Here is a 20,024-nt window from a genome sequence, read left to right on the forward strand (position 1 = left end):
ACGAGTGACCACCACACACTCCGAGCCGCCGAACCCGGCTCTCCCGGCCGCGCCGGGCCGGCCGTACCGGCTCGCTCTGGTCGGCGGCGGGCCCAGGGCCACGTACGTCGTCGAGAGGCTGTCGGCGACGATCGGCAGGCTCTCGGGCCGCGGCCTCGAGGTGCGGGTCTTCGAACGCACCGGGGAGTTCGGGGCCGGGCAGGCCCACAGTCCCGGTCAGGCGCGCACCAGTTACCTCAACCGCATCGGCTGTCAGGTGGGTTTCGCCGCCGACGAGACCGTTTCGGGTGCCGGCCCGCTGCGACCGCGGGAGGAGCGGCCGACGCTGCACGAGTGGTGCCGCCGCCGCTACACCGAGACCGGGCACCCGGACTTCGACCTGTGTCCGGGGGACTGGCCCCGGCGGTACGTGCACGGTCTGGCGCTGAGCGACATGTTCCGGGCGTTCGCCGACGACCTGCGCCGGTACCCGGACACCGACCTGCACCTGCACCACACGGACATCGTCGACATCGAGCCCGTCGGTGCCGAACTGTGGCTGGTCACATCGGACGGCACCCGCCATCCGGCCGACGAGGTGCTGCTGCTCACCGGACACTCGTACCACGATCCGGGGCTGTCCCCGGAGGGACGCCGGCTGGCCGGGGCGGCGGCCCGCGGCGGCGCCTCACATGTGCCGCACCCGTACCCGCTGAACGAGCTGCTCGGCCCGGACACGGCCGGACCGGCGGACGTGGTCGGCTGCGCCGGCATGGGCCTCACCGCCATCGACACGATCCTGCACCTGACCGAGGGGCGGGGCGGGAGTTTCCACGAGGAACCCGGACGCGGGCTGGTGTACCGGGGCAGCGGTGCCGAACCCGCCGCGATCGTCGCGTTCAGCGGCTCCGGGCTGTTCACCTTCGCCCGGCCCGACAACCACAAGCCGGGCGACGGCTCCGGCGACCACCCCGGCATGTTCCTGACCGAACAGGCAGTCGACCTGCTCCGGGCGAACTGCGGGCAGCCGTACCCCACGCAGGACCGCACCCGGCCGCAGCTCGACTTCGACCGGGACGTCCTGCCGCTGGTGGTGGCGGAGATGGCCCACCTGCACTACGTGACGCTCCTCGGACCGGGTGCGGCGCTGCCGCTGACACAGCGTGCGATGCCCTCCTACCTCGCCTTCCTGGCCGGTGCGCGGACCGGCGGCGAGGACTGTCTGCTGCCGGCTCTGGACGCGGCCGTGGACGGCATCGTCCGGACGCTGCTGCCGGTGCTGCACGGCGAACAGGCGCTGTTCGAGGCCCAGAAGACAGTCGTGTGGTCCGTCAGGGACGTGCTGCTGCACTGGGTGCGGACGGTGTACGGGCCTTCGGCGCAGTACGAGGTCCGGCGTTGCCTGGACCGTTCGCTGCCGCCGGCCGGAGTACTGGAGGGCCGGGACTCACCGTGGTCCCTGGACACCGGACTCGACGGGAACCGGTTCGACTGGCGGACGGCCGTATGCCCGGTCGGCCCGGCGGGCTCCCCCGCGGAATACCGGGCGGCGCTACTGGAGTTCATGATCCGCGACCAGGCCTGGGCCAGGCAGGGCAACCTGTGCAATCCGCACAAGGCCGCGTCCGACGGAGTATGGCGTGATCTGCGGTCGGTCATCTCCTACGCGGTGGACGACGCCGGGGTGACCGCACCATCCCAGCGAGCGTTCCTGCGCGGGCACACCAGCCGGCACAACCGGCTCGCCAACGGGGCCGCGCCGGAGGTCATGGCGAAGATCACCGCGCTGGTCGAGCACGGGCTGCTGGATGTGAGCACCGGTCCGGACGCCCGGGTCCACTACGAGGAGTCGAGCGGCCGCACGGTCGTGACGGGGCCGCACACGGGAGCCCGCCGCGCCCTGGACGTGCTGGTCGAGGCCCGCATGCATCCCTTCGACCCGCGCTTGGACGCACGACCCCTGTACCGCAACCTTCAGGACCGCGGGCTGGTACGCCTGTGGCGCAACCACGGTGCTGACGGCGCGGGTACCACGGACTTCGCGCCCGGCGGACTGGACCTCACCTCGCAGTTTCATCCCCTGCGCGCGGACGGCGATGTGGAGCCCCGCATCACCGTCATGGGGGCGCCGGCGGAGGGGGCGCGCTCGTTTCTGCTGTCGGCGCTGCGCCCGGACGCGGACCATTACGTCATGCGGGACATCCTGGTCTGGCTCGACGGTTTCTGGGAAGCACTTGCGAGGCCCGAGTGAATACCACCGATGCACCGCGTTGACCACAGAAGCTGTGCCATACACTCGCCACATGGTCATCCAGGGTGCCTATCCAAAAATCACCCGGGGATAATTCCGCCCCAATCCTCCCTTTCCCCCACATCACCACCGGGCGTAACCTCAGACAAATCCCAAAGTGCTTGCCCGCCGCCGCAGGATCGTTGACGATGAACCGTCGGAGGCGGGGGCCTCCCCCGCCTCATCCAAGGCACGGGGGTGTTTGGGTATGCTCTTTCGTATTCTGGGTCCGCTCGGAATAGAAAAACCTAACGGTGAAAGCGTCAGGCCTTGGGCGCCGAAAAACCGCGCTTTGCTGGCCTATCTCTGCGTCAACAATATGACAGCAGTCTCCCCTGAGCGGCTCATCAACGCGATCTGGTCGGGCACGCCGCCGCAGAGCGCTCACACCGCACTCCACGTCTATATCTGCAACCTGCGAAGCCGCTTCCGTGAACTGGGCCTCGACGCCTCCGTCCTCACCACCCAGTCGACCGGCTACGAACTGCGGCTCCCGCAATCCTCCCTCGATCTCTACCTGTTCGAGGCGCACCTGGCAGAGGCCCGCAACCTCCAGAGCCGCGGTGAACTCGAAGCGGCGTCGGCCGCGCTCAGCTCCGCCGTCGCCCTCTGGCGCGGTCCGGCGCTGGCGGACTTCCGCGACATGCCGGCCTTCGCAGGCGTCTGCCGACTGCTCGACGAGAAGCGTGTCTACGCCCACGAGCGCCGGCTCCAGCTGGAACTGGACCTGGGCCGCCATCACGAGCTGATCTGCGAGCTCTACTCGCTGATCGAGGCACATCCGGCCTGGGAGTCGACTTACGGCTACCTCATGATCTCCCTGTACCGAAGCGGCCGCACAGCGGACGCACTGCGAACCTTCGACCGAATCCGCGGGATTCTGGTCGAGGAACTGGGCCTTGAGCCCGGACCGCAGCTTCAGCACATTCAGCGGTCCATTCTGGCTCGCGCCTCCTGGCTCGAATCCGGTGCGGCCCGCGGCGGTTCCGACGCCCAATTCTCGTTGCGATAACCATGGCGCATGATGCCTTCTTTCAGAGCCTTACCGGCCCGGAAAGAAGGCATCCAATCCATTGGAGCAGAGAAATACCGGGACCGATCGGATTCCCAGTCCGAACAGGGTTCAGGGAATCACCCCGTACGGCGAGGGCCACCCTCGGGTCAGCGCGACAATCCGCTACGCCGCGTCGAAGCGCAGGGGCAGGACCACCGGGCCCTGAATGGTGTCGGGCCGGCTCCACAGGGTCTCGCCGTCGAGCGCCAGACCGGACAGACGCCGGGAGAGAACGGTCAGCGCCTCGCTGAGCTCGGCTCGCGCCAGCACCGACCCGACACAGCTGCGCAGCCCCCAGCCGAACCCCAGGTGAGGGTGGAGGAACTCCCGTCCGACGTCCAGGTGTTCTGGATCGGGGAAGACGCCGGAGTCGCGGTTGGCGAGGGTGGACATGACCAGGACGGGAGTACCGCGAGGGAGCCACAGCCCGTCGAGGTCCACATCCTCGTTGGTGACGCGTTTCATCGCGTACGCCGTCGGGGCGTAGCGGACGACTTCCTCGACGGCGTTCGGCACCAGCTCCGGCTCCTTGCCGAGCCGCTCCCAGACATCGGGGCGCTCGGCGAAGCAGTGGAGCGCGATGGCGAGCTGGTTGCGCGTGGTGTCGGTGCCGCCGACGATCAACGACGTGACGACCGTCATCACGTCCGTGGTCGAGACGTTCCTGTCCTCGTCCCCGGTTGCCGCGAGGAGGTCCGTGATCAGGTCGCTGCCCGGCTCCGCGCGGCGCCGCTCGATCAGGTCCTCGATGTACGAGTCGATCCTCTCGGTGGCCGCCATGGCCGCCGGTATGGTGCTCGGATCGCCGGAGAACACAGCGGTCGACGCCTCGGCCACCTCAGCGAAGAACGCCGCTTCCTCCCGCGGGATGCCCAGCACCCAGCAAATCACCGAAATGGGGAACGGGTTGCAGAGGTCGGCGACCGCGTCGCACCGTCCGCGCTCCTGGACACGGTCCACCAAATCGTCGACGACCTGGACCATCGCGGGCCGGAAGCGGTCGAAGTTGCGGGGCCGCAGCGCGGGAATCGCCAGCCGGCGCAGCCGGGTGTGCCGCTCACCCTCCTCGAGGAGCAGCGACTGCCGGCGCCGCGCGACGAACTGCGGGTCGATGTCCTGCATGGCACCGATCTCGGCCCGGAGCCCGTTGCCGAATCTCCTGTCCGACAGGGCGGCCCGGCAGTCGGCGTACGTCGTCAGGACGACGGCGGGGCCCCAGCGGACGGCGCGGTGTCCCCGTGTCAGCCCGGGAAGCCACTGCCACGCCGGGCCGGTGCAGGCGGCGGCTTCCCCCTCGATGGGGTGGAGATCCGCCGCGCTGATCAATGCTGACATCGTTATCTTCCTTTCCACACGTGTGCGTCGGGCAAGGTCCGGTTTTCCGCTGACCGGCCCGGAGCACCGGAAGCAGCCGACCTCGGAGCTGCGGGCCGGTGGGCCGATACGCGGGCCTGCACCAACCGTTGACCAGGCGCTCGGTCAGACCCGTCTGAGATGACGTGCCGTGCACCGGGCGTCCCTCACGCCCTGCGGCCGGCCCCTCGCGAACACTGCTGCACCCCTCTCGCCCAGCAGTGCGGCGGTCCGGGGCACGGGTTCACCCGTCACGGGCACCGGACGACCTGACCGGCGTACGACAGGCCGCCGCCGAATCCGAAGAGCAGCACGGGCGACCCCGGGGTCAGTTCTCCGCGTTCCACCAGTTTGGAGAAGGCCAGCGGGATGCTCGCGGCTGAGGTGTTGCCCGAGTCGACGACGTCCCGCGCGATGACCGCGTTCACTGCGCCGATCTTCCTGGCGACCGGCTCGACGATCCGGAGGTTGGCCTGGTGCAGGATGACACCACCCAGTTCCTCCGGCTTGACGCCGGCCCCGTCGCACACCTTCCGGGCGATGTCCGGCAGGGTGGTGGTCGCCCAGCGGTACACGGACTGGCCCTCCTGGGTGAACGTGCCCGACTTGCCCTCGATGCGCACAGCCCGGCCCATCTCCGGGACGGATCCCCAGACGACGGGACTGATTTCGGCCGTGTCGGACGCGGTCACGACGACGGCACCCGCTCCGTCACCGACCAGCACGCAGGTGCTGCGGTCCGACCAGTCCACGAAGTCCGTGAGCTTCTCGACCCCGATCACCAGGGCCTTCGTCGCGGAACCGCCCTTGATGGCCAGGTCAGCCATGGCGAGGGCGTGCGGGAAGCCCGAGCAGGCCGTGTTGATGTCGAGCGCCGCAGGGGCCGTGATGCCGAGCCGGCTCGACACACGCGCCGCCACATTGGGAGAACGATCGTGCGAAGTGCAGGTCGCGACGACGACCAGATCGATCTCCGCACCGGTCAAGCCCGCATTGGCGAGGGCTTTCTGAGCGGCTTCCGCCGCCATGTCCGCCACCGATTCGTCTTCCCCCGCCACATGCCTTGTGCGGATGCCGACGCGGCTCTGGATCCACTCGTCACTGGTGTCGACCATCTCCGCGAGGACCTCATTGGTGAGAACCTTCTGAGGCTGGTAGTGGCCCAGGGCCACGAGGCGAGACCCGAACATAATGAAGTCCTCCTGCTGTAATGGCGATTGACTCGTCGTCACCATAGCTGTTCCCGGATGCCGCCCAGGTGTGAGCGGAGTTGACCGGCGACCCCCAATAGATCCGAAAATTCCGGGTCAGGAATCCGTGGGTATCTGTCCGGCACGCATCCGCTGCGCCCGGCTTCGGGCCGGACATGTCAGGCGACGGTTTCCCCGGCCGGGTCGCTCTGCCGCACAGCGGGCTTCCCGGAGCTCATCGGGTTGAGGGGGGTGCGCATTGCGAGAGAGGCCACCGCGGCGAGAAAGCAGCCGATCGCGGTGATCCAGAACGCCTCTTGATAAGCACCCAGGGTGGGCAGCGGTGAGCCCTTGATGGTGTCCCCGGCCAGGGTGGAACCGAGCACAGCCGTTCCCACGGCGCCACCTACCGTACGGAACACCGCGTTCATGCCATTGGCAATGCCGCTCTGCTCGATCGGGACAGCGGAATTGATGGCGGCCGGCATGGCCGTGTAGGCGAGACCGACGCCGAAACCGAACACGGCGGCGGCGAGGTAGAGGTCGATCGGATGCCCGTTCACCACGGCGAGGAATCCCATCGCCACCGCTGCCAGCAGTCCGCCCAGGGAGAGGGGGATGCGCGGGCCCCGTGCGGCGATCAGCCTGGCGCCGACCGGGGCGGCCGTCATGCTGCCGATGGCGGAGGGCAGCAGCATCACACCGGCGTGCAGGACGTCGGCGCTGAATCCGTAGTGCGCGGTCTTCTCCGGTGTCTGGGCGAAGTTGCTGATCACCATGAAGCACCCGTACATGCCGAACCCGATCACCGCGCCCGCCACGTTGGTGATGGCCACGACGGGGCTCACGAGCATCCGGATGCTCACCAGTGGGTTCTGCACCTTCAGTTCGATGACCGCCCACGCGGCCGCGATCACCACGGCCGCGATGAAGAGGCCGACGATCCGGCCGGAGCCCCAGCCCCACTGGTTCCCCTGGCTGACGGCGAGCAGCAGGGCGCAGAGCCACCCGGTCAGCGTGAGGGCGCCCAGCGGATCAACCCGGACGGTGCGATCGGTCACCACGTCCCTGGGCACGCCCACCACGGACCAGGCGATGGCGACGAGGCTGATCAGCAGCCCGGCCCAGAAGACCGACTTGTAGCTCCACTGCTCCATCAGCAGTCCGGTGACCACCAGGCCGAGGGCGCTGCCGATGCCCATCGCCGCGCTGACGGCCCCGATGCCGCCCGGGATCCGGTTCGCCGGGAGCTGGTTGCGCACGATACTGATGGCCAGCGGGAAGACACCGCCGCCCGCGCCCTGCAGGACACGGGCCACCACGAGCCAGGCAAACGACTCGGTGCTCACCGCGAGCACCGACCCCAGCGCCAGGCCGCCGAGCGAGATCAGCAACATCGTTCTGCGGCCGTAGAGGTCACCGAAGCGGCCCAGCAGTGGGGTGAGGACTGCGGCCGAGAGCAGGTTGGCGGTCATCAGCCAGGCGACCGTGCTGCTGGAGACGTGCACGCCCCTGGCGAGGGAGGGAAGGATCGGCACCACCGCGGTCTGCACCATGCTGAAGGCCAGCATGGACAGCACGAGTGCCGACAATATCTTTCCGCGGCCGGGTCCCCGGGGCGGCATGTCTGCGTCCTGAATCTGGTTCATACTCACTGCTTCTGTGGGAGGAGGGCGGGCGATGTCACAGCTGCTTCGGTACGGCCTCCCTGGTCAGCGCCCCGAGGAGGTACTGCGCCAGCGCGGCGGCGGAGGGGTGGTCGAACGCGAGGGTGAGCGGCAGGCGCAGGCCGGCCGCGGCGGTCAGCCGGGCGGTGAGTTCCAGCGCCGTCAGTGAATCGAGGCCGAGGTCCCAGATCTCCCGGCCGGGCTCGACGGCGTCCGCCGAGGCGTACCCCATCACCGCGGCGATCTGCTCGCGGACGAACGTGAGGAGCGCGGACGGCCGTTCCGCCTCCGGCAGCGCCGCCGTCCGGTCCCGGAGCGAGACCCGCAGCGCCGCCCCGGGCCGCGCGGCCCCGGCCGGTGCCAGCCCGGCCAGTACCTTCGCCAGGCCGCCCGACCCGGTGCGCAGCGCCTCGGCGTCGAGCGCGACGGGAGCAAGTACGGGCTCGTCACAGGCGAGGGCGGCGTCGAAAAGCTCGATCCCGCGCTGCATGGACAACGGCGCCAGACCCGACCTGGCCATACGGGCGATGTCGACGTCCGACAGACTCGCCGCGAGTCCCGCGTCGGGGTTCCACAGGCCCCAGGCCAGCGAGACGGCGGGCAGCCCGAGCGCCCTGCGCTGGTGTGCCAGCGCGTCCAGGACGCTGTTCGCCGCGGCGTAGTTCGCCTGCCCGGCACCACCGAGCATGCCGATGACCGACGAGAACAGGACGAACACCGACAGCGGGTCCTGTGTGGTGAGTTCATGGAGATTGAGCGCTGCCGTGCTCTTGGCCCGCAGGACACGCCGCAGCCGCTTGGGCGTCAGCCCGGTGACGGTGGCGTCGTCGAGGATTCCCGCCGTGTGCACCACGGCGCTCAGCGGTGCCTCCTTCCGCAGCCGCGCCAGTGCATCGGCCAGCGCCGGACGGTCGGCCGCGTCGCAGGCCAGAACGGTCACCTCGGCCCCGAGCGCGGTCAGTTCGGCCACCAGGCCCCCGGCACCGGGTGCCGCCGGGCCACGGCGGCTCAGCAGCGCCAGCTTCCGTACGCCGTGCCGCCGCACCAGGTGGCGGGCGAGCAGGCCGCCGAGCATGCCGGTCCCACCGGTGATGAGCACAGTGCCGTCCGGCGTCCACGGTCCGCTGCCCATCGCGGCCGGGTGACGCCTGCCGCGAACCGCGGCCAGGCGGGGTTCCCGTACGGCACCGGAACGGACGGCCGTCTGCGGCCCGCCGGACGTGATCGCACCGATCAGCCCGTCCACCCCGCGTTCCCCCGGTTCGATGTCGACCAGCACGAATCGTCCGGGGTGTTCCGTCTGGGCACTTCGGATCAGGCCCCAGACGGCGGCGCCCGCCGAGTCGGAGACCTCCTCGTCCGCGCGGGTGGCGACCGCGCCCGCGGTGACGAGCACCAGCCGGGTCTCCGCCAGCCGTTCGTCGGTCAGCCATTCCTGGACCAGTCTGAGCGCCCGCCGGGTCGCCGCTGCGACCGACTCGTCGACGGTGTCCTTCTCCCCCACGCACGTGACGACGACGGCCGCGGGCGGCGGCTCGGGGGACCCCGCCAGACTGTCGAGAGCCAGCAGGTCGGGGCAGACGTCCACCGGTACGCCGACACTCTTGAACATCCCGGTCAGACCGAGGTGGTCACTGCCCAGAAACGCCCACCGGCCCTCCTGCCGGGGCCCCGCCGGGGCCGCGACGAGCGGCCACTCCAGCCGGTACAGCTCCCCCTGCCGCTGCCCCAGCGCCCGGCCGAGCTGTTCGGGCGTGGTCCGCTTCAGACGCAGGGACGCGACCGAGGCCACCGGGCGGCCCGAGCTGTCCGCGAGGGCGAGCGAGACCACCGGCTCTCCGGATCTGCCGCCCTGGCGCAGCGGGGTCACGCGGACCCGCAGGCTCCGCCCGCTCGGTGCGTAGGTCTCGATCCCCTGCCAGACGAAGGGCAGGGCGGGGCCCTGCTCCTGTACCGGCGCGAGGACCGCGTGCAGCGCCGCGTCGAGGAGAACGGGATGAAGCAGGAATCCGTGGGCCTCATCGGTCTCGCCACCGGGGAGTTCCACTTCGGCGAGGAGCTCGTCCCCGAGCTGCCACAGGGCCCGCAGCCCGCGCAACTCGCTGCCGTACCGCAGCCCGCGTTCGGCGAACCGGTCGTAGACACCGTCGAGGTCCACCTCGACGGCTCCGGCGGGCGGCCAGCTCCGCTCAGCTGCCGGGGCGGCGGCCGGGCGGCCGGTGTCAGCCGGTTCCAGCCAGCCGGCCGCGTGCCGGGTCCACTCCCGGCGGGACGCGTCCTGCGGCCGTGCGTGCACGGTGAATTCGCGCCGGCCGTCCGCCTGCGCACCACCGGCGCTCACCCGTACGTCGAGCCTGGTCCCCTCGTGCAGGGCCATGGGCGCCTCGAGCACCAGCTCGCCGACCCGGCCGCCGCCTGTCCCCGCGGCGGCGTGCACGGCCCACTCGACGAATACCGCGCCCGGAACCAGGACCGTGCCGAGCACGACGTGGTCGGCCAGCCAGGGGTGGCTGTCCAGGGACAGTCCGGCGGTGTACGCGACGCCGTCGGTGGCGGGCAGTTCGACCGCCGCCCCGAGCAGCGGGTGGTCCGCCGCTTCGAGCCCCGCGCCGACGAGGCCGGCGCCGCTGCGCGCGGGTGCGGTCAACCAGTAGGACTGCCGGTCGAAGGCGTAGGTCGGCAACGCGACGGTCTGTCCCCCGGCCCGGGACAATCCGGCCGCCCAGTCGACGTCGACTCCCCGGACGTACAGCGCGGCGAGCGCGGCGAGGAACGTCCGCTCGGCGGGCCGGTTGCGGCGGGCGGCGGCCGTCAGCACTGCCTGCGGGGCCGCCGTCAGGCAGCTCTTCGCCATCGACGACAGCACACCGTCGGGTCCGAGTTCGAGGAACTTGGTGACTCCCGCCGCTTCCAGCGCCCTGATGCCGTCCAGGAACCGTACGGGCCGGCGCACGTGCCGGACCCAGTACTGGGCCGAGCACAGCGTCGCCTCATCGACCGGCAGGCCGGTCAGGTTGGAGACGACGGGCAGCGTCGGCGGACGGTAGTCGAGGGTCTCGGCGATCCGGGCGAACTCGTCCAGCATCGGCTCCACCTTCGCGGAGTGGAAGGCGTGGCTCACGGTCAGCCGCTTGGCGCGGCGGCCGCGCCGCTGCCACTCCGCCATGATGCGCACCGCCCAGTCCGCGTCCCCCGCGACGACCGTGGCGTGCGGGCCGTTGACCGCCGCGACGTCCAGGTCGGCGCCGTGCGTCGCGATCCACTCGGTGACCTCGTCCTCGGCGGCCTCCAGTGACACCATCGCCCCGCCGTCCGGCAGCCCGCCCATCAGCCGGGCGCGGCTCGCCACCAGGAGGCAGGCGTCCGGCAGCGACAGGACTCCGGCCACATGCGCGGCCGCGATCTCGCCGACGGAATGGCCGAGCAGATGGTCCGGGGTGACGCCCCAGTGTTCGAGCAGTCGGAACAGGGCCACTTCGAAGGCGAACAGGGCCGGCTGGGTCCACTCCGTACGGTTCACGAGCGCCGTCTCCCCGTCCGCCTCGTCGGCGAACATCACATCGCGGAGCGGTCGTCCGATGTGGGGGGTCAGATGCGCGCAGACCTCGTCAAGCGCTCGGGCGAAAGCGGGGTGAGCCGCGTACAGGTCGCGGCCCATGCCCGGGTACTGGCTCCCCTGGCCGGTGAAGAGGAAGGCCACCCGGCCGGGCGTCGCCGATCCCTGTGTCACGTGCCCCGCGAGGACGCCGCCGGCCAGGGCATCGAGGCCGCCGGAGAGCTCGGTGCGGTCCGACGCGAGCACCACGGCCCGGTGTTCGAACGTCGAGCGGGTGGCGGCCAGACTGTGGCCGAGGTCGAGCAGTCCGGCGTCCGAGGCCGCGGCGTGGGCGCGGAGCGCGTTGGCCTGGGCGCCCAGGCCGGCCGCGCTCCTGGCCGTCAGCGGCAGCGGCACCGGCCCGGTCACCGGCACCGGGACCGGGACCGGGACATGGTCCCCGGCGTCGGGACCCGGCGCCTCCTCGATGACCACGTGGGCGTTGGTGCCGCTGATACCGAAGGCGGACACGCCGGCCCTGCGGGGCCCGCCGGACCGCTCCCAGGGCATCTCCTCCTGCAGCAGCCGTACGCTCCCCGCGGACCAGTCGACGTGGGACGAGGGCCGGTCGCTGTGCAACGAGCGCGGCATGACGCCGTGCTGCATCGCCATGACCATCTTGATGATGCCGCCCACTCCCGCCGCCGCCTGGGAATGGCCGGTGTTGGACTTGAGCGAGCCCAGCCACAGCGGACTGCCGTCGGGGCGGCCCTTCCCGTACGTGGCGAACAGCGCGCCCGCTTCGATGGGATCACCCAGCACCGTGCCCGTGCCGTGCGCCTCCACGACGTCGACCTGGCCCGGGGCGAGCCGGGCCGCGGCAAGGGCGTCCAGGATGACCTGCTCCTGCGCGGGGCCGTTGGGTGCCGTGAGTCCGTTGCTCGCACCGTCCTGGTTCGTCGCCGTACCACGGACCACGGCGAGCACGCGGTGGCCGCGGCGGCGGGCCTCGGAGAGCCGTTCCAGCAGCAGGACGCCGGCGCCCTCGCCCCATCCCGTGCCGTCCGCATCGGCGGAGAACGCCTTGCACCGGCCGTCGGGCGACAGGCCGCGCTGGCGGCTGAACTCCAGGAACATGCCGGGCGTCGCCATCACGGCCACCCCGCCGGCGAGCGCCATGGAGCACTCCCCGCGGCGCAGGGCGTGAACTGCCAGGTGCAGCGCGACCAGCGAGGACGAGCAGGCGGTGTCGACCGTCACCGCCGGCCCGTTGAGCCCGAAGGTGTAGGCGAGCCGGCCGGACAGCACGCTCGGGCTCGAACCCGTCAGCAGGTATCCCTCCAGGTCATCCGGTGCCTCGCCGAGCGGCGGTCCGTACCCGGAGGGCATCGCGCCGATGAAGACACCCGTGCGCGTGCCGCGTACCGTCTCGGGGACGATGCCGGCCCGCTCGAACGCCTCCCAGCCGGTCTCCAGCAGAATGCGCTGCTGCGGGTCCATGCCCCGCGCCTCACGCGGGCTGATGCCGAAGAACGCCGCGTCGAACCGGGCTGCGTCGTACAGGAATCCGCCGAAGCGGGCGTACGTGGTTCCGCGGTGCTCCGGTGACGGGTGGTACAGGCCCTCCAGGTCCCAGCCGCGGTCGGCCGGGAAGTCCCCGACGGCGTCCTCGCCCTCCGCCACGAGACGCCACAGATCCTCGGGTGAGGCCACCCCGCCGGGATAGCGGCAGGCCATGCCGACGATGACGACCGGGTCGTCATCGGCCTCGGCGTCCACCGGCGGGGCGGCTTGCGCCCCGTCGGACGACGACAGCAGATACCGGATCCTGCGGGCCAGCGCGAGGGGCGTCGGATGGTCGTAGACGGTGCTGACGGGCAGCTTCAGGCCGGTGGCCTCGACGAGCCGCCGACGCAGCTGGACCGAGCTGAGGGAGTCGAATCCCAGGTCGCGGAAGGCCAGCCGGCCGTCGACCGCCTCGGCCGTGTCGTGTCCCAGGAGCAGTGCGGCGTGCCGGCGGACGAGGTCCAGCGCCTCCCGCTCGCCGATCGGTCCCGGCTGCGGCCGCCTGCCCGCCTGCTGTTCCGCCGGTACTGCTTCGGCGGGTACGTCGGGCGCAGCGGCGGGGGCGGATGTGCCGGGGGCCGTCGTCCGGGGGGCCGCCAGCCAGTGCCGGCGGCGCTGGAAGGGGTAGCCGGGCAGCTTCACCCGGCGGGCGCCGGTCCCGGCGTACCCCTTCGCCCAGTCGACCGGGACACCGTGCACATAGGCCTCGGCGGCGGACCGCAGGAAGCGCCCGGCGCCGCCCTCTTCCCGCTGGAGGGTGCCGACGACGGCGGCTTCGACGGGCTCATCGGCGGATGCCTGCGCCGCGTCCTCGATGGTGTCCAGCATCCCGGTCACCAGCACGGGATGCGGGCTCACCTCGATGAAGACGTTGTGTCCCGTGTCCAGCAGTGCCCTGGTCGCGCGCTCGAACTGCACGGCCTCGCGCAGGTTCCTGAACCAGTACGCGGCGTCCAGGCCGAGCGTGTCCAGCGGCCCGCCGTCGGTGCTGGAGTAGAAGGGGATGTCCGAACGGCGGGGCGAGACGTCCTTCAGCGCACCGAGCACCTCGTCGCGGACGGCCTCCACCTGAGGCGAGTGCGAGGCGTAGTCGATCAGGATCAGGCGACTGCGCACCCCGTCCCGCTCGCACGCGGCGGCCAGCGCGGCCAGCGCTCCGGGAGAACCGCCGACGGCTGTCGACCGGGGGCTGTTGACCACCGCCACGGACAGTTCGTCCGCGGAGCGTTCCAGATAGGGCATCACGCGGTCGGCCGGCAGGGCGATGGACAGCAGGCCGCCGGTCCCGGCGATCCTGGCGATGGCCCGGCTGCGCAGCGCGACCGCGCGGGCGGCTTCCTCCAGAGTCAGGGATCCGCAGACGTAGGCCGCGGCCAGTTCACCCTGGGAGTGGCCCACCACGGCGTCGGGTTCGACGCCGTACGCGCGCCACACGGCGGCCAGCGAGACCATGACCGAGAACAGCAGGGGCTGGACGACCTCCACCCCGTCCAGGCCCGGCGCTCCGGGGGCCGCGCGCAACACGTCGGCCGGGGACCAGTCGACGTACGGGGCCAGCGCCCTTCCGCAGGCCTCCAGTTCCTCCCGGAAGACCTGGGAGCTCTCCAGCAGGCCGAGGGCCATCCCGGCCCACTGCGAGCCCTGGCCGGGGAAGACGAACACGACCTTGGCCGGGTGCCGCGCGACGCCGTGCGCCGTGGTGGTGCCCGCCTCACCCGCCGCGAACGCGTCGAGGGCCGCGCCGAACTCGCCGCGGCCGCCCGCGACGACCACTGCCCGGAAGTCCATCTCCGAGCGTGTCGTGGCCAGCGAGCGGCCCACGTCCTCGGGCCGGAGATCCGGGGAGCGGGTCAGCTGCTCCGCGAGGCCGCGGGCCTTGGCCTCCAGCGCCGGCCGGCTCCTGGCGCTGAGCGGCCAGGCCATGACCTCCGGCGCCGCCCGCCGGGCGTCCTGCCCGTCGGCCTCGGGGGCCGGACCGAGGACGACGTGGCAGTTGGTCCCGCCGATGCCGAAGGAGCTGACGCCGGCCAGCGGCCGCCGTCCGGGGCGCGGCCAGGGGCCGCGGCCGCGCTGCACCTCGATGTCCGACTCGCCATGGAGCGGGCGTGGTCCGGGGGTCTCGTAGTTCAGGCTCCCGGGTATCTCACCGTTCTTGATGCTCAGGGCGGCCTTCAGCAGTCCGACAGCGCCGGCAGCGCCTTCCAGATGCCCCACGTTGGTCTTCGCCGACCCCACGAGCAGGGGGCAGCCGGGCTCCCGCGATCCGGCGAACACCGAGGCGAGGGCGGAGGCCTCCAGCTCATCGCCGCGTGCCGTGCCGGTGCCGTGCAGCTCGACGTACTGGATGTCGCCCGGCTGGACGCGCGCGCGGCGCTGAGCCGTCCTGATGACCGCGCTCTGGGCCGCCGGGTTGGGCACGCCGACGGCCTCGCCCCGCCCGTCGTTGTTGACCGCGCTGCCGAGGACCTGACAGATGATGTCGTCGCCGTCGGCGACCGCGCGGGACAGCGGCTTCAGCACGAACACCACGCCGCCCTCGCCGCGGACGAACCCGTTGGCCCGCGAGTCGAACGCGTAGCACCGGCCGTCGGGCGAGAGCACCCCGAACCGGTCGGCGCGCAACGCCGACTCCTGGACGAGGTTGAGATGCACCCCACCCGCGAGCGCGAGTTCCAGCTCACCGGAGCGCAGGCTCTCGCAGGCCATGTGCACGGCGACCAGTGAGGAGGACTGGCCGGAGTCGAGGGTGAGGCTGGGGCCCTCAAGACCGAACAGCTGCGAGACCCGGTTCGCGATCATGCCGCGCTGCAGCCCGGTGAAGGAGTGCTGCGTGATGCTGTCCGCTCCGTACTGGTTCAGCAGCGCGTCGTAGTCACCGGCGATGGCGCCGAAGAAGACGCCGGCTGCGCTGCCCTCGACGTCCCGCGCGGGTATACCGGCATCCTCGACGGCTTCCCAGCTCAGCTCCAGCATCAGTCGCTGCTGCGGGTCCATCGACGCGGCCTCCCGCGGCGAGACGCCGAAGAAGTGCGCGTCGAACTCGCCTGTGCCGTCGGCGAATCCGCCGCGGCCGGTGCTGCCCGGCTGCGGCACGGACGGTCCGGCCGCCGCCCAGCGGTCGGAGGGCACATCGGTGATGCCGTCCCGTCCCTCCCGGAGCAGCTCCCAGAAGCTCGTCGGCCCCGCTGCCCCGGGCAGCCGGCAGGCCATGCCGACGACGGCGATCGGTTCGCTCCGGGGGCTCGGCACAGTGCTGGTCATCGCTCTCACCTAGGGTCGCAATTACTGGTTGCTGAGGAGTCCGGCGCTACTCGTCAGATGTCACTTCGTCGCCGAGGGCGAACGTCAGCACCTTGGTGATCACCGTGGTGTCGCCGAGGATCCGGCGGTGTCCGAGCTTCTCCGTCAGCAGGAGCTCGGCCCGGTCGCCGTACGCGGCGGCGATGAGGCGGCCCTGCTCCACGCTGACTTCGCGGTCGTTCCGGTCGTGCACCACGAGAACCTGCTGCTCGATCTCCTCCGGGCGGTGCACGGGCGAGAAGGCGTTCCACAGGTCCGGCTCGGAAGCGAAGAGCAGCTCGCTGCGGCGCCGCAGCTCGCGCGCGTACACCGGCCGCAGGCCCAGCTGTTTGCAGAACGTGCCCGGCAGGGAACCGAATTCGCCCACGGACGAGATGGACACCAGCCGGCCTGCCTTGATGCCGCGCCGCAGCGCGAGGTACCCCGTGGTGCCGCCGAACGAGTGCCCGATGACAGCGCGGAAGGGCCCGTGGCGGTCCTGCAACTGCCGCAGCACGGCCAGGTGGTCCAGGACCGTGACGCCCTTGCCCCCGGAGTCGCCGTGGCCGAAGGCGTCGTAGGCGAGCGCGGTGACGCCGAGCTGCTGGAGTCCGTGGACGAACCCGGCGAAGTTTGCCGCCCGGCCACCGAAACCGTGGATGAACAGCACCGGATTGCCGCCCTCGCCCCAGCGGTAGGTCACCACGTCCTTGCCGTTCACGGTGATCTTCTCCACCACGGCCTGATCGTGGACCGGCTGCTGGGCGCCGCGCACCTTGTCACGCGCGACCGGCTCGCAGAACAGCCGCCACACATAACCGCCGAGCAGCCGGGGGGAGACGTACGAGGCGGCGTTCAGCACCCTGCGCACGGCAGTGAAGGACGAACTCATCAAGTCACCTGGAATTCCTGCCGGCGGCCAGCGGACGGCCGGCGTCGAGGGGCGGCCGGCCCCGGGAGCGGGAGCGGCCGGGCGGTACCGGCGGGTGTTCGTCGCGGAGCCCGCAAGACCCGAACTCCCCCCGGCGCACGTCTAGTTAACCTTACGTTCGCGCCCCTGCCAGAAGCTGTCGCGCAGCTCTCGGCGGAGGATCTTGCCGCTGGGGTTGCGGGGAAGCGTGCCGATGAACTCGTAGCCTGTCGGGATCTTGAAGTCAGCGATCCTTCCCTTCAGCGACATCATCAGTTCCCGCGGCGTTGCGTCCGCCCCCGGACGCAACACCACGAACGCCCGGACGGCCTCCCCCCACCGCTCGTCGGGCACGCCTATCACCGCAGCCTCCAGCACCGCCTCGTGCTTGGTCAGCGCGTTCTCGATCTCCGCCGGATAGACGTTCTCCCCCGCGACGATGATCGTGTCCTTGATCCGGTCACAGACGAACAGATATCCGTCCTCGTCGAGATAGCCGGCGTCCCCCGTCATGATCCAGCCGTCCACCAGGGTGTCGGCCGTCGCCTCGGGCAGCCCCCAGTACTCGACCATGTGCGCAGCGGTGCGCAGGCACACCTCGCCCACTGAACGTCCTTCGAGGCGGGTGCCGTCAGGGCCCGCGATCTTGACTTCGAAGCCGGGGTACGGCCGGCCCGCCGCCTGCATCCGCGGCCCGCCGACCACGTGCTCGTGGGGCGGCAGACACACCGCGGTGTTACCCGTCTCGGTGAGCCCGTAGATCTGCGCGAAATCGCAGCCCATGCGTGCGACGGCCTGTTCCAGGAGCCGCTCGGAGATCGGGGAACCCCCATAGACCACCTTGCGCAGCGATACGAAGTCCTCTTCTCCCGCCTCCGGTTCGCTGAGCACCATCTGCAGCATCGACGGGACCACGCACGCCGTGGTGATGCCGAGCTCACGAATCCGCTGTACCGCCTCACCGCTGATGAACATCCGCATGGCGACGTTGGTGATACCCGCGTTGAAACCCTGGGTGGCCCACCACAGCCCGCCGACATGGAAGCCGGGGATGCCGATGAGGCTCACGTCGCCTTCCTGCCAGTCGATCCACGACAGCCCCTCGGACGCCAGCGCGTCCCGGACCTTGAAGAAGCTGCGGTGCGCGAGCACGACGCCCTTGGGCAGACCGGTGGTTCCGCTGGTGTACAACTGCGCGACCGGGTCGTCCTCGTGCACGGACCGTGCCAGGTCCGTGTCCGGGTGGCCGGCGGCCCAGCCGAGGATGCCCCCGCCCGCGTCACTCCCGTGATCCACGACGACGACCTGGACCCGGTGGGGCAGCGCCGCGATCGCCTTTTCGGCGAGTGCGCGGAACTCCTCCTCCACGAAAAGGAATTCTGTCCGGGAGTCCCGCAGGATGTGGTCCACCTCGCCGACGGTCAGCCGCCAGTTGATGGGCACCAGGACCCTTCCGGTCTTGGCGCAGGCGAAGAGCACCTCGTAGTAGTGCTCCGACTCCTTGCCGAGATAGCCGATCCTGGCCTGATCCGACACACCGGCCGCATGCACCCCGTGCGCCATACGATTGCTGCGCCGGTGCAGCTCACCGTATGTGACGGTCAGCCCCTCACACAGCACGGCCGGGTGGTCCGGACGGCGCCGGGCATGGAACGCCACACTCGCGTCCAGCGTCCGCAGGTTCGGAAAGTACATTCGGTGCTCCTCGGTTCCTCGTGCCAAGGCTCGCGACACAGCCGTGTCAGCCCCAGATGTTGTCGTCGGGCCAGTGGCGGCGTCCCTGGGCCGCAGTGCTGTGCGGCGCGGGCCGGGGGCCGGGGTCCCCGTCCGCTTCCATCAGCACATGTGCGTTGGTGCCGGTGAAGCCGAACGAACTCACCGCCGCCGTCGGGGATTCGGCATCGGGCCACGGCACCGCCGTGCGGGGCAGCCGCAGACCGGTGCGGTCCCACGGCACCGCCGGGTCAGGGACGTCGATCCCCGGCTGTGGCGGGATGACCCGGTTCTGCAGCGCGAGCACGGTCTTGATCAGCCCGGCGGCCCCGGAGGCCGTCTCCAGGTAACCGAGGTTGGCCTTGGCCGAGCCCAGATACAGCGGCGGCGCCCCGCTCGTGTCACGCCGGTACGTCTGAGCGATCGCCTCCGCCTCGATGACCCCGCCCAGCTTGGAGCCGTTGGCCTGGGCCTCGATGTACTGCACCTGATGCGGATCGACGGCGGCGTCCCGCAGCGCCTGCGCCATCACCCGGCGCTGCGCCACCGACGAGACTGCCGCCATCGCCGGCCGGTCGCCGTGCTGGTAGATGCTGCTGCCCTTGATCAGCGCGTACGGCCGGTCGCCCGCGGCCCGAGCGTCACGCTCGCGCTTGAGCACGAGCACTCCGCAGCCCTCGCCGCGCACGTGACCGTCGGCCTCGCTGTCGAAGGGGCGGCTGCGTCCGGTGGGCGAGAGCATCCCCGCCCGCTCGAAGACGCCCGCCGTGAAGGGCGCGAGCGCCAGGTGGCAGGCGCCGACGATCGCCACGTCGCACTCCCCGCGTCGCAGCGCCGACGAGGCCAGGTGGGTCGCGGTCAGGGCGGACGAGCACGCCGTGTCGACCGTCAGTACCGGGCCGTTCAGTCCGAGCCCGGTGGCGACCCGGGCGGCCGTCGCGCTGAGTGCACCGCCGGTGCCCATGTACGGGGAGAGGCCCTCGGCACCCAGGCCGTTGCGGAGCGCGGCGAAGTTGTACTCCACCGTGCTGACCCCGGCGAATACCCCCACCCGGACGTCTCCGCGGTCGAACGGCGCCACGTCCTCCAGGGCATCGGCGGCACAGGTCAGCAGCAGCCGCTGCTGCGGGTCCATGTACCGCGCCTCCTCGTCCGGTATGCCGAAGCGCTCGGCGTCGAAGAGGTCGATGGCATCCAGGTAAGCGCCCTGGGCCAGCAGACCGGCCAGCGGCGCCAGGTCCGGTGCCGACACATTCCACCGGGGGCGCCCGGTGGAGTCCTTGGGGATGCCGCCCCGTTCGGCCAGGACACTGCGGCCCGTGTGCAGCAGGTCCCAGTACTGCTGGGGGCAGTCGATGCCACCGGGGAACCGGCACGCCACACCGACCACGGCAATCCGCTCGGTCTCCTGCCGGCGCTGTCGCGCCAGCAGGAGCACCAGCTGGGACTTGGAGAGCCCCTGCAACGAATCGATGTACTCCTTCACCG

9 protein-coding genes are annotated in these 20,024 nt (G+C 71.2%); 2 read left to right on the forward strand and 7 right to left on the reverse strand.

Annotated features, from left to right (window positions below; all coding sequences use genetic code 11):
* The first annotated feature begins 4 nt into the window (after nucleotides 1-4).
* Complete coding sequence (locus tag OG584_RS16225; RefSeq protein WP_405778549.1) at nucleotides 5-2,230, forward strand: FAD/NAD(P)-binding protein; 2,226 nt, start codon at nucleotides 5-7, stop codon at nucleotides 2,228-2,230.
* 247 nt (nucleotides 2,231-2,477) lie between these two features.
* A complete protein-coding gene (locus tag OG584_RS16230) occupies nucleotides 2,478-3,281 on the forward strand; it encodes a BTAD domain-containing putative transcriptional regulator (RefSeq protein ID WP_405778550.1) in 804 nt (267 codons plus the stop codon).
* A gap of 165 nt (nucleotides 3,282-3,446) precedes the next feature.
* Here OG584_RS16230 and OG584_RS16235 read toward each other — a convergent pair whose 3' ends face one another.
* From OG584_RS16235 to OG584_RS16265, 7 genes are all read right to left on the reverse strand, one after another.
* Entirely contained in the window at nucleotides 3,447-4,658 is a 1,212-nt protein-coding gene (locus OG584_RS16235) for a cytochrome P450 (protein ID WP_405778551.1), read from the reverse strand.
* 269 nt (nucleotides 4,659-4,927) lie between these two features.
* Nucleotides 4,928-5,866, reverse strand: a complete 939-nt coding sequence (locus tag OG584_RS16240) for a beta-ketoacyl-ACP synthase III (RefSeq protein WP_405778552.1) — start codon at nucleotides 5,864-5,866, stop codon at nucleotides 4,928-4,930.
* A gap of 179 nt (nucleotides 5,867-6,045) precedes the next feature.
* Nucleotides 6,046-7,437 (reverse strand): MFS transporter, encoded by a 1,392-nt coding sequence (locus OG584_RS16245; RefSeq protein WP_405784104.1) that lies wholly within the window; start codon nucleotides 7,435-7,437, stop codon nucleotides 6,046-6,048.
* Nucleotides 7,438-7,549: 112 nt separating this feature from the next.
* Nucleotides 7,550-15,895: a type I polyketide synthase gene (locus OG584_RS16250; protein ID WP_405778553.1), complete on the reverse strand. Its 8,346-nt coding sequence runs from the start codon at nucleotides 15,893-15,895 to the stop codon at nucleotides 7,550-7,552.
* Nucleotides 15,896-15,941: 46 nt separating this feature from the next.
* Nucleotides 15,942-16,805 (reverse strand): alpha/beta fold hydrolase, encoded by an 864-nt coding sequence (locus tag OG584_RS16255; RefSeq protein WP_405778554.1) that lies wholly within the window; start codon nucleotides 16,803-16,805, stop codon nucleotides 15,942-15,944.
* Nucleotides 16,806-16,946: 141 nt separating this feature from the next.
* Nucleotides 16,947-18,518, reverse strand: coding sequence for a long-chain-fatty-acid--CoA ligase (locus OG584_RS16260; RefSeq protein WP_405778555.1), 1,572 nt, complete (start codon nucleotides 18,516-18,518; stop codon nucleotides 16,947-16,949).
* Nucleotides 18,519-18,564: 46 nt separating this feature from the next.
* The gene (locus OG584_RS16265) at nucleotides 18,565-20,022 is read right to left on the reverse strand and encodes a polyketide synthase (protein ID WP_405778556.1); all 1,458 of its coding nucleotides are present in this window, start codon (nucleotides 20,020-20,022) and stop codon (nucleotides 18,565-18,567) included.
* Between the last annotated feature and the right edge of the window lie 2 nt (nucleotides 20,023-20,024).

The organism is Streptomyces sp. NBC_00859, assembly GCF_045161865.1.
GTDB lineage: Bacteria > Actinomycetota > Actinomycetes > Streptomycetales > Streptomycetaceae > Streptomyces.

Bases quoted from the DNA above. Each gene is read 5' to 3' on its own strand.
- OG584_RS16230 (WP_405778550.1), top strand. From the start codon at position 2,478: ATGCTCTTTCGTATTCTGGGTCCGCTCGGAATAGAAAAACCTAACGGT.
- OG584_RS16235 (WP_405778551.1), bottom strand. From the start codon at position 4,658: ATGTCAGCATTGATCAGCGCGGCGGATCTCCACCCCATCGAGGGGGAA.
- OG584_RS16240 (WP_405778552.1), bottom strand. From the start codon at position 5,866: ATGTTCGGGTCTCGCCTCGTGGCCCTGGGCCACTACCAGCCTCAGAAG.
- OG584_RS16245 (WP_405784104.1), bottom strand. From the start codon at position 7,437: ATGCTGGCCTTCAGCATGGTGCAGACCGCGGTGGTGCCGATCCTTCCC.
- OG584_RS16250 (WP_405778553.1), bottom strand. From the start codon at position 15,895: ATGACCAGCACTGTGCCGAGCCCCCGGAGCGAACCGATCGCCGTCGTC.
- OG584_RS16255 (WP_405778554.1), bottom strand. From the start codon at position 16,805: ATGAGTTCGTCCTTCACTGCCGTGCGCAGGGTGCTGAACGCCGCCTCG.
- OG584_RS16260 (WP_405778555.1), bottom strand. From the start codon at position 18,518: ATGTACTTTCCGAACCTGCGGACGCTGGACGCGAGTGTGGCGTTCCAT.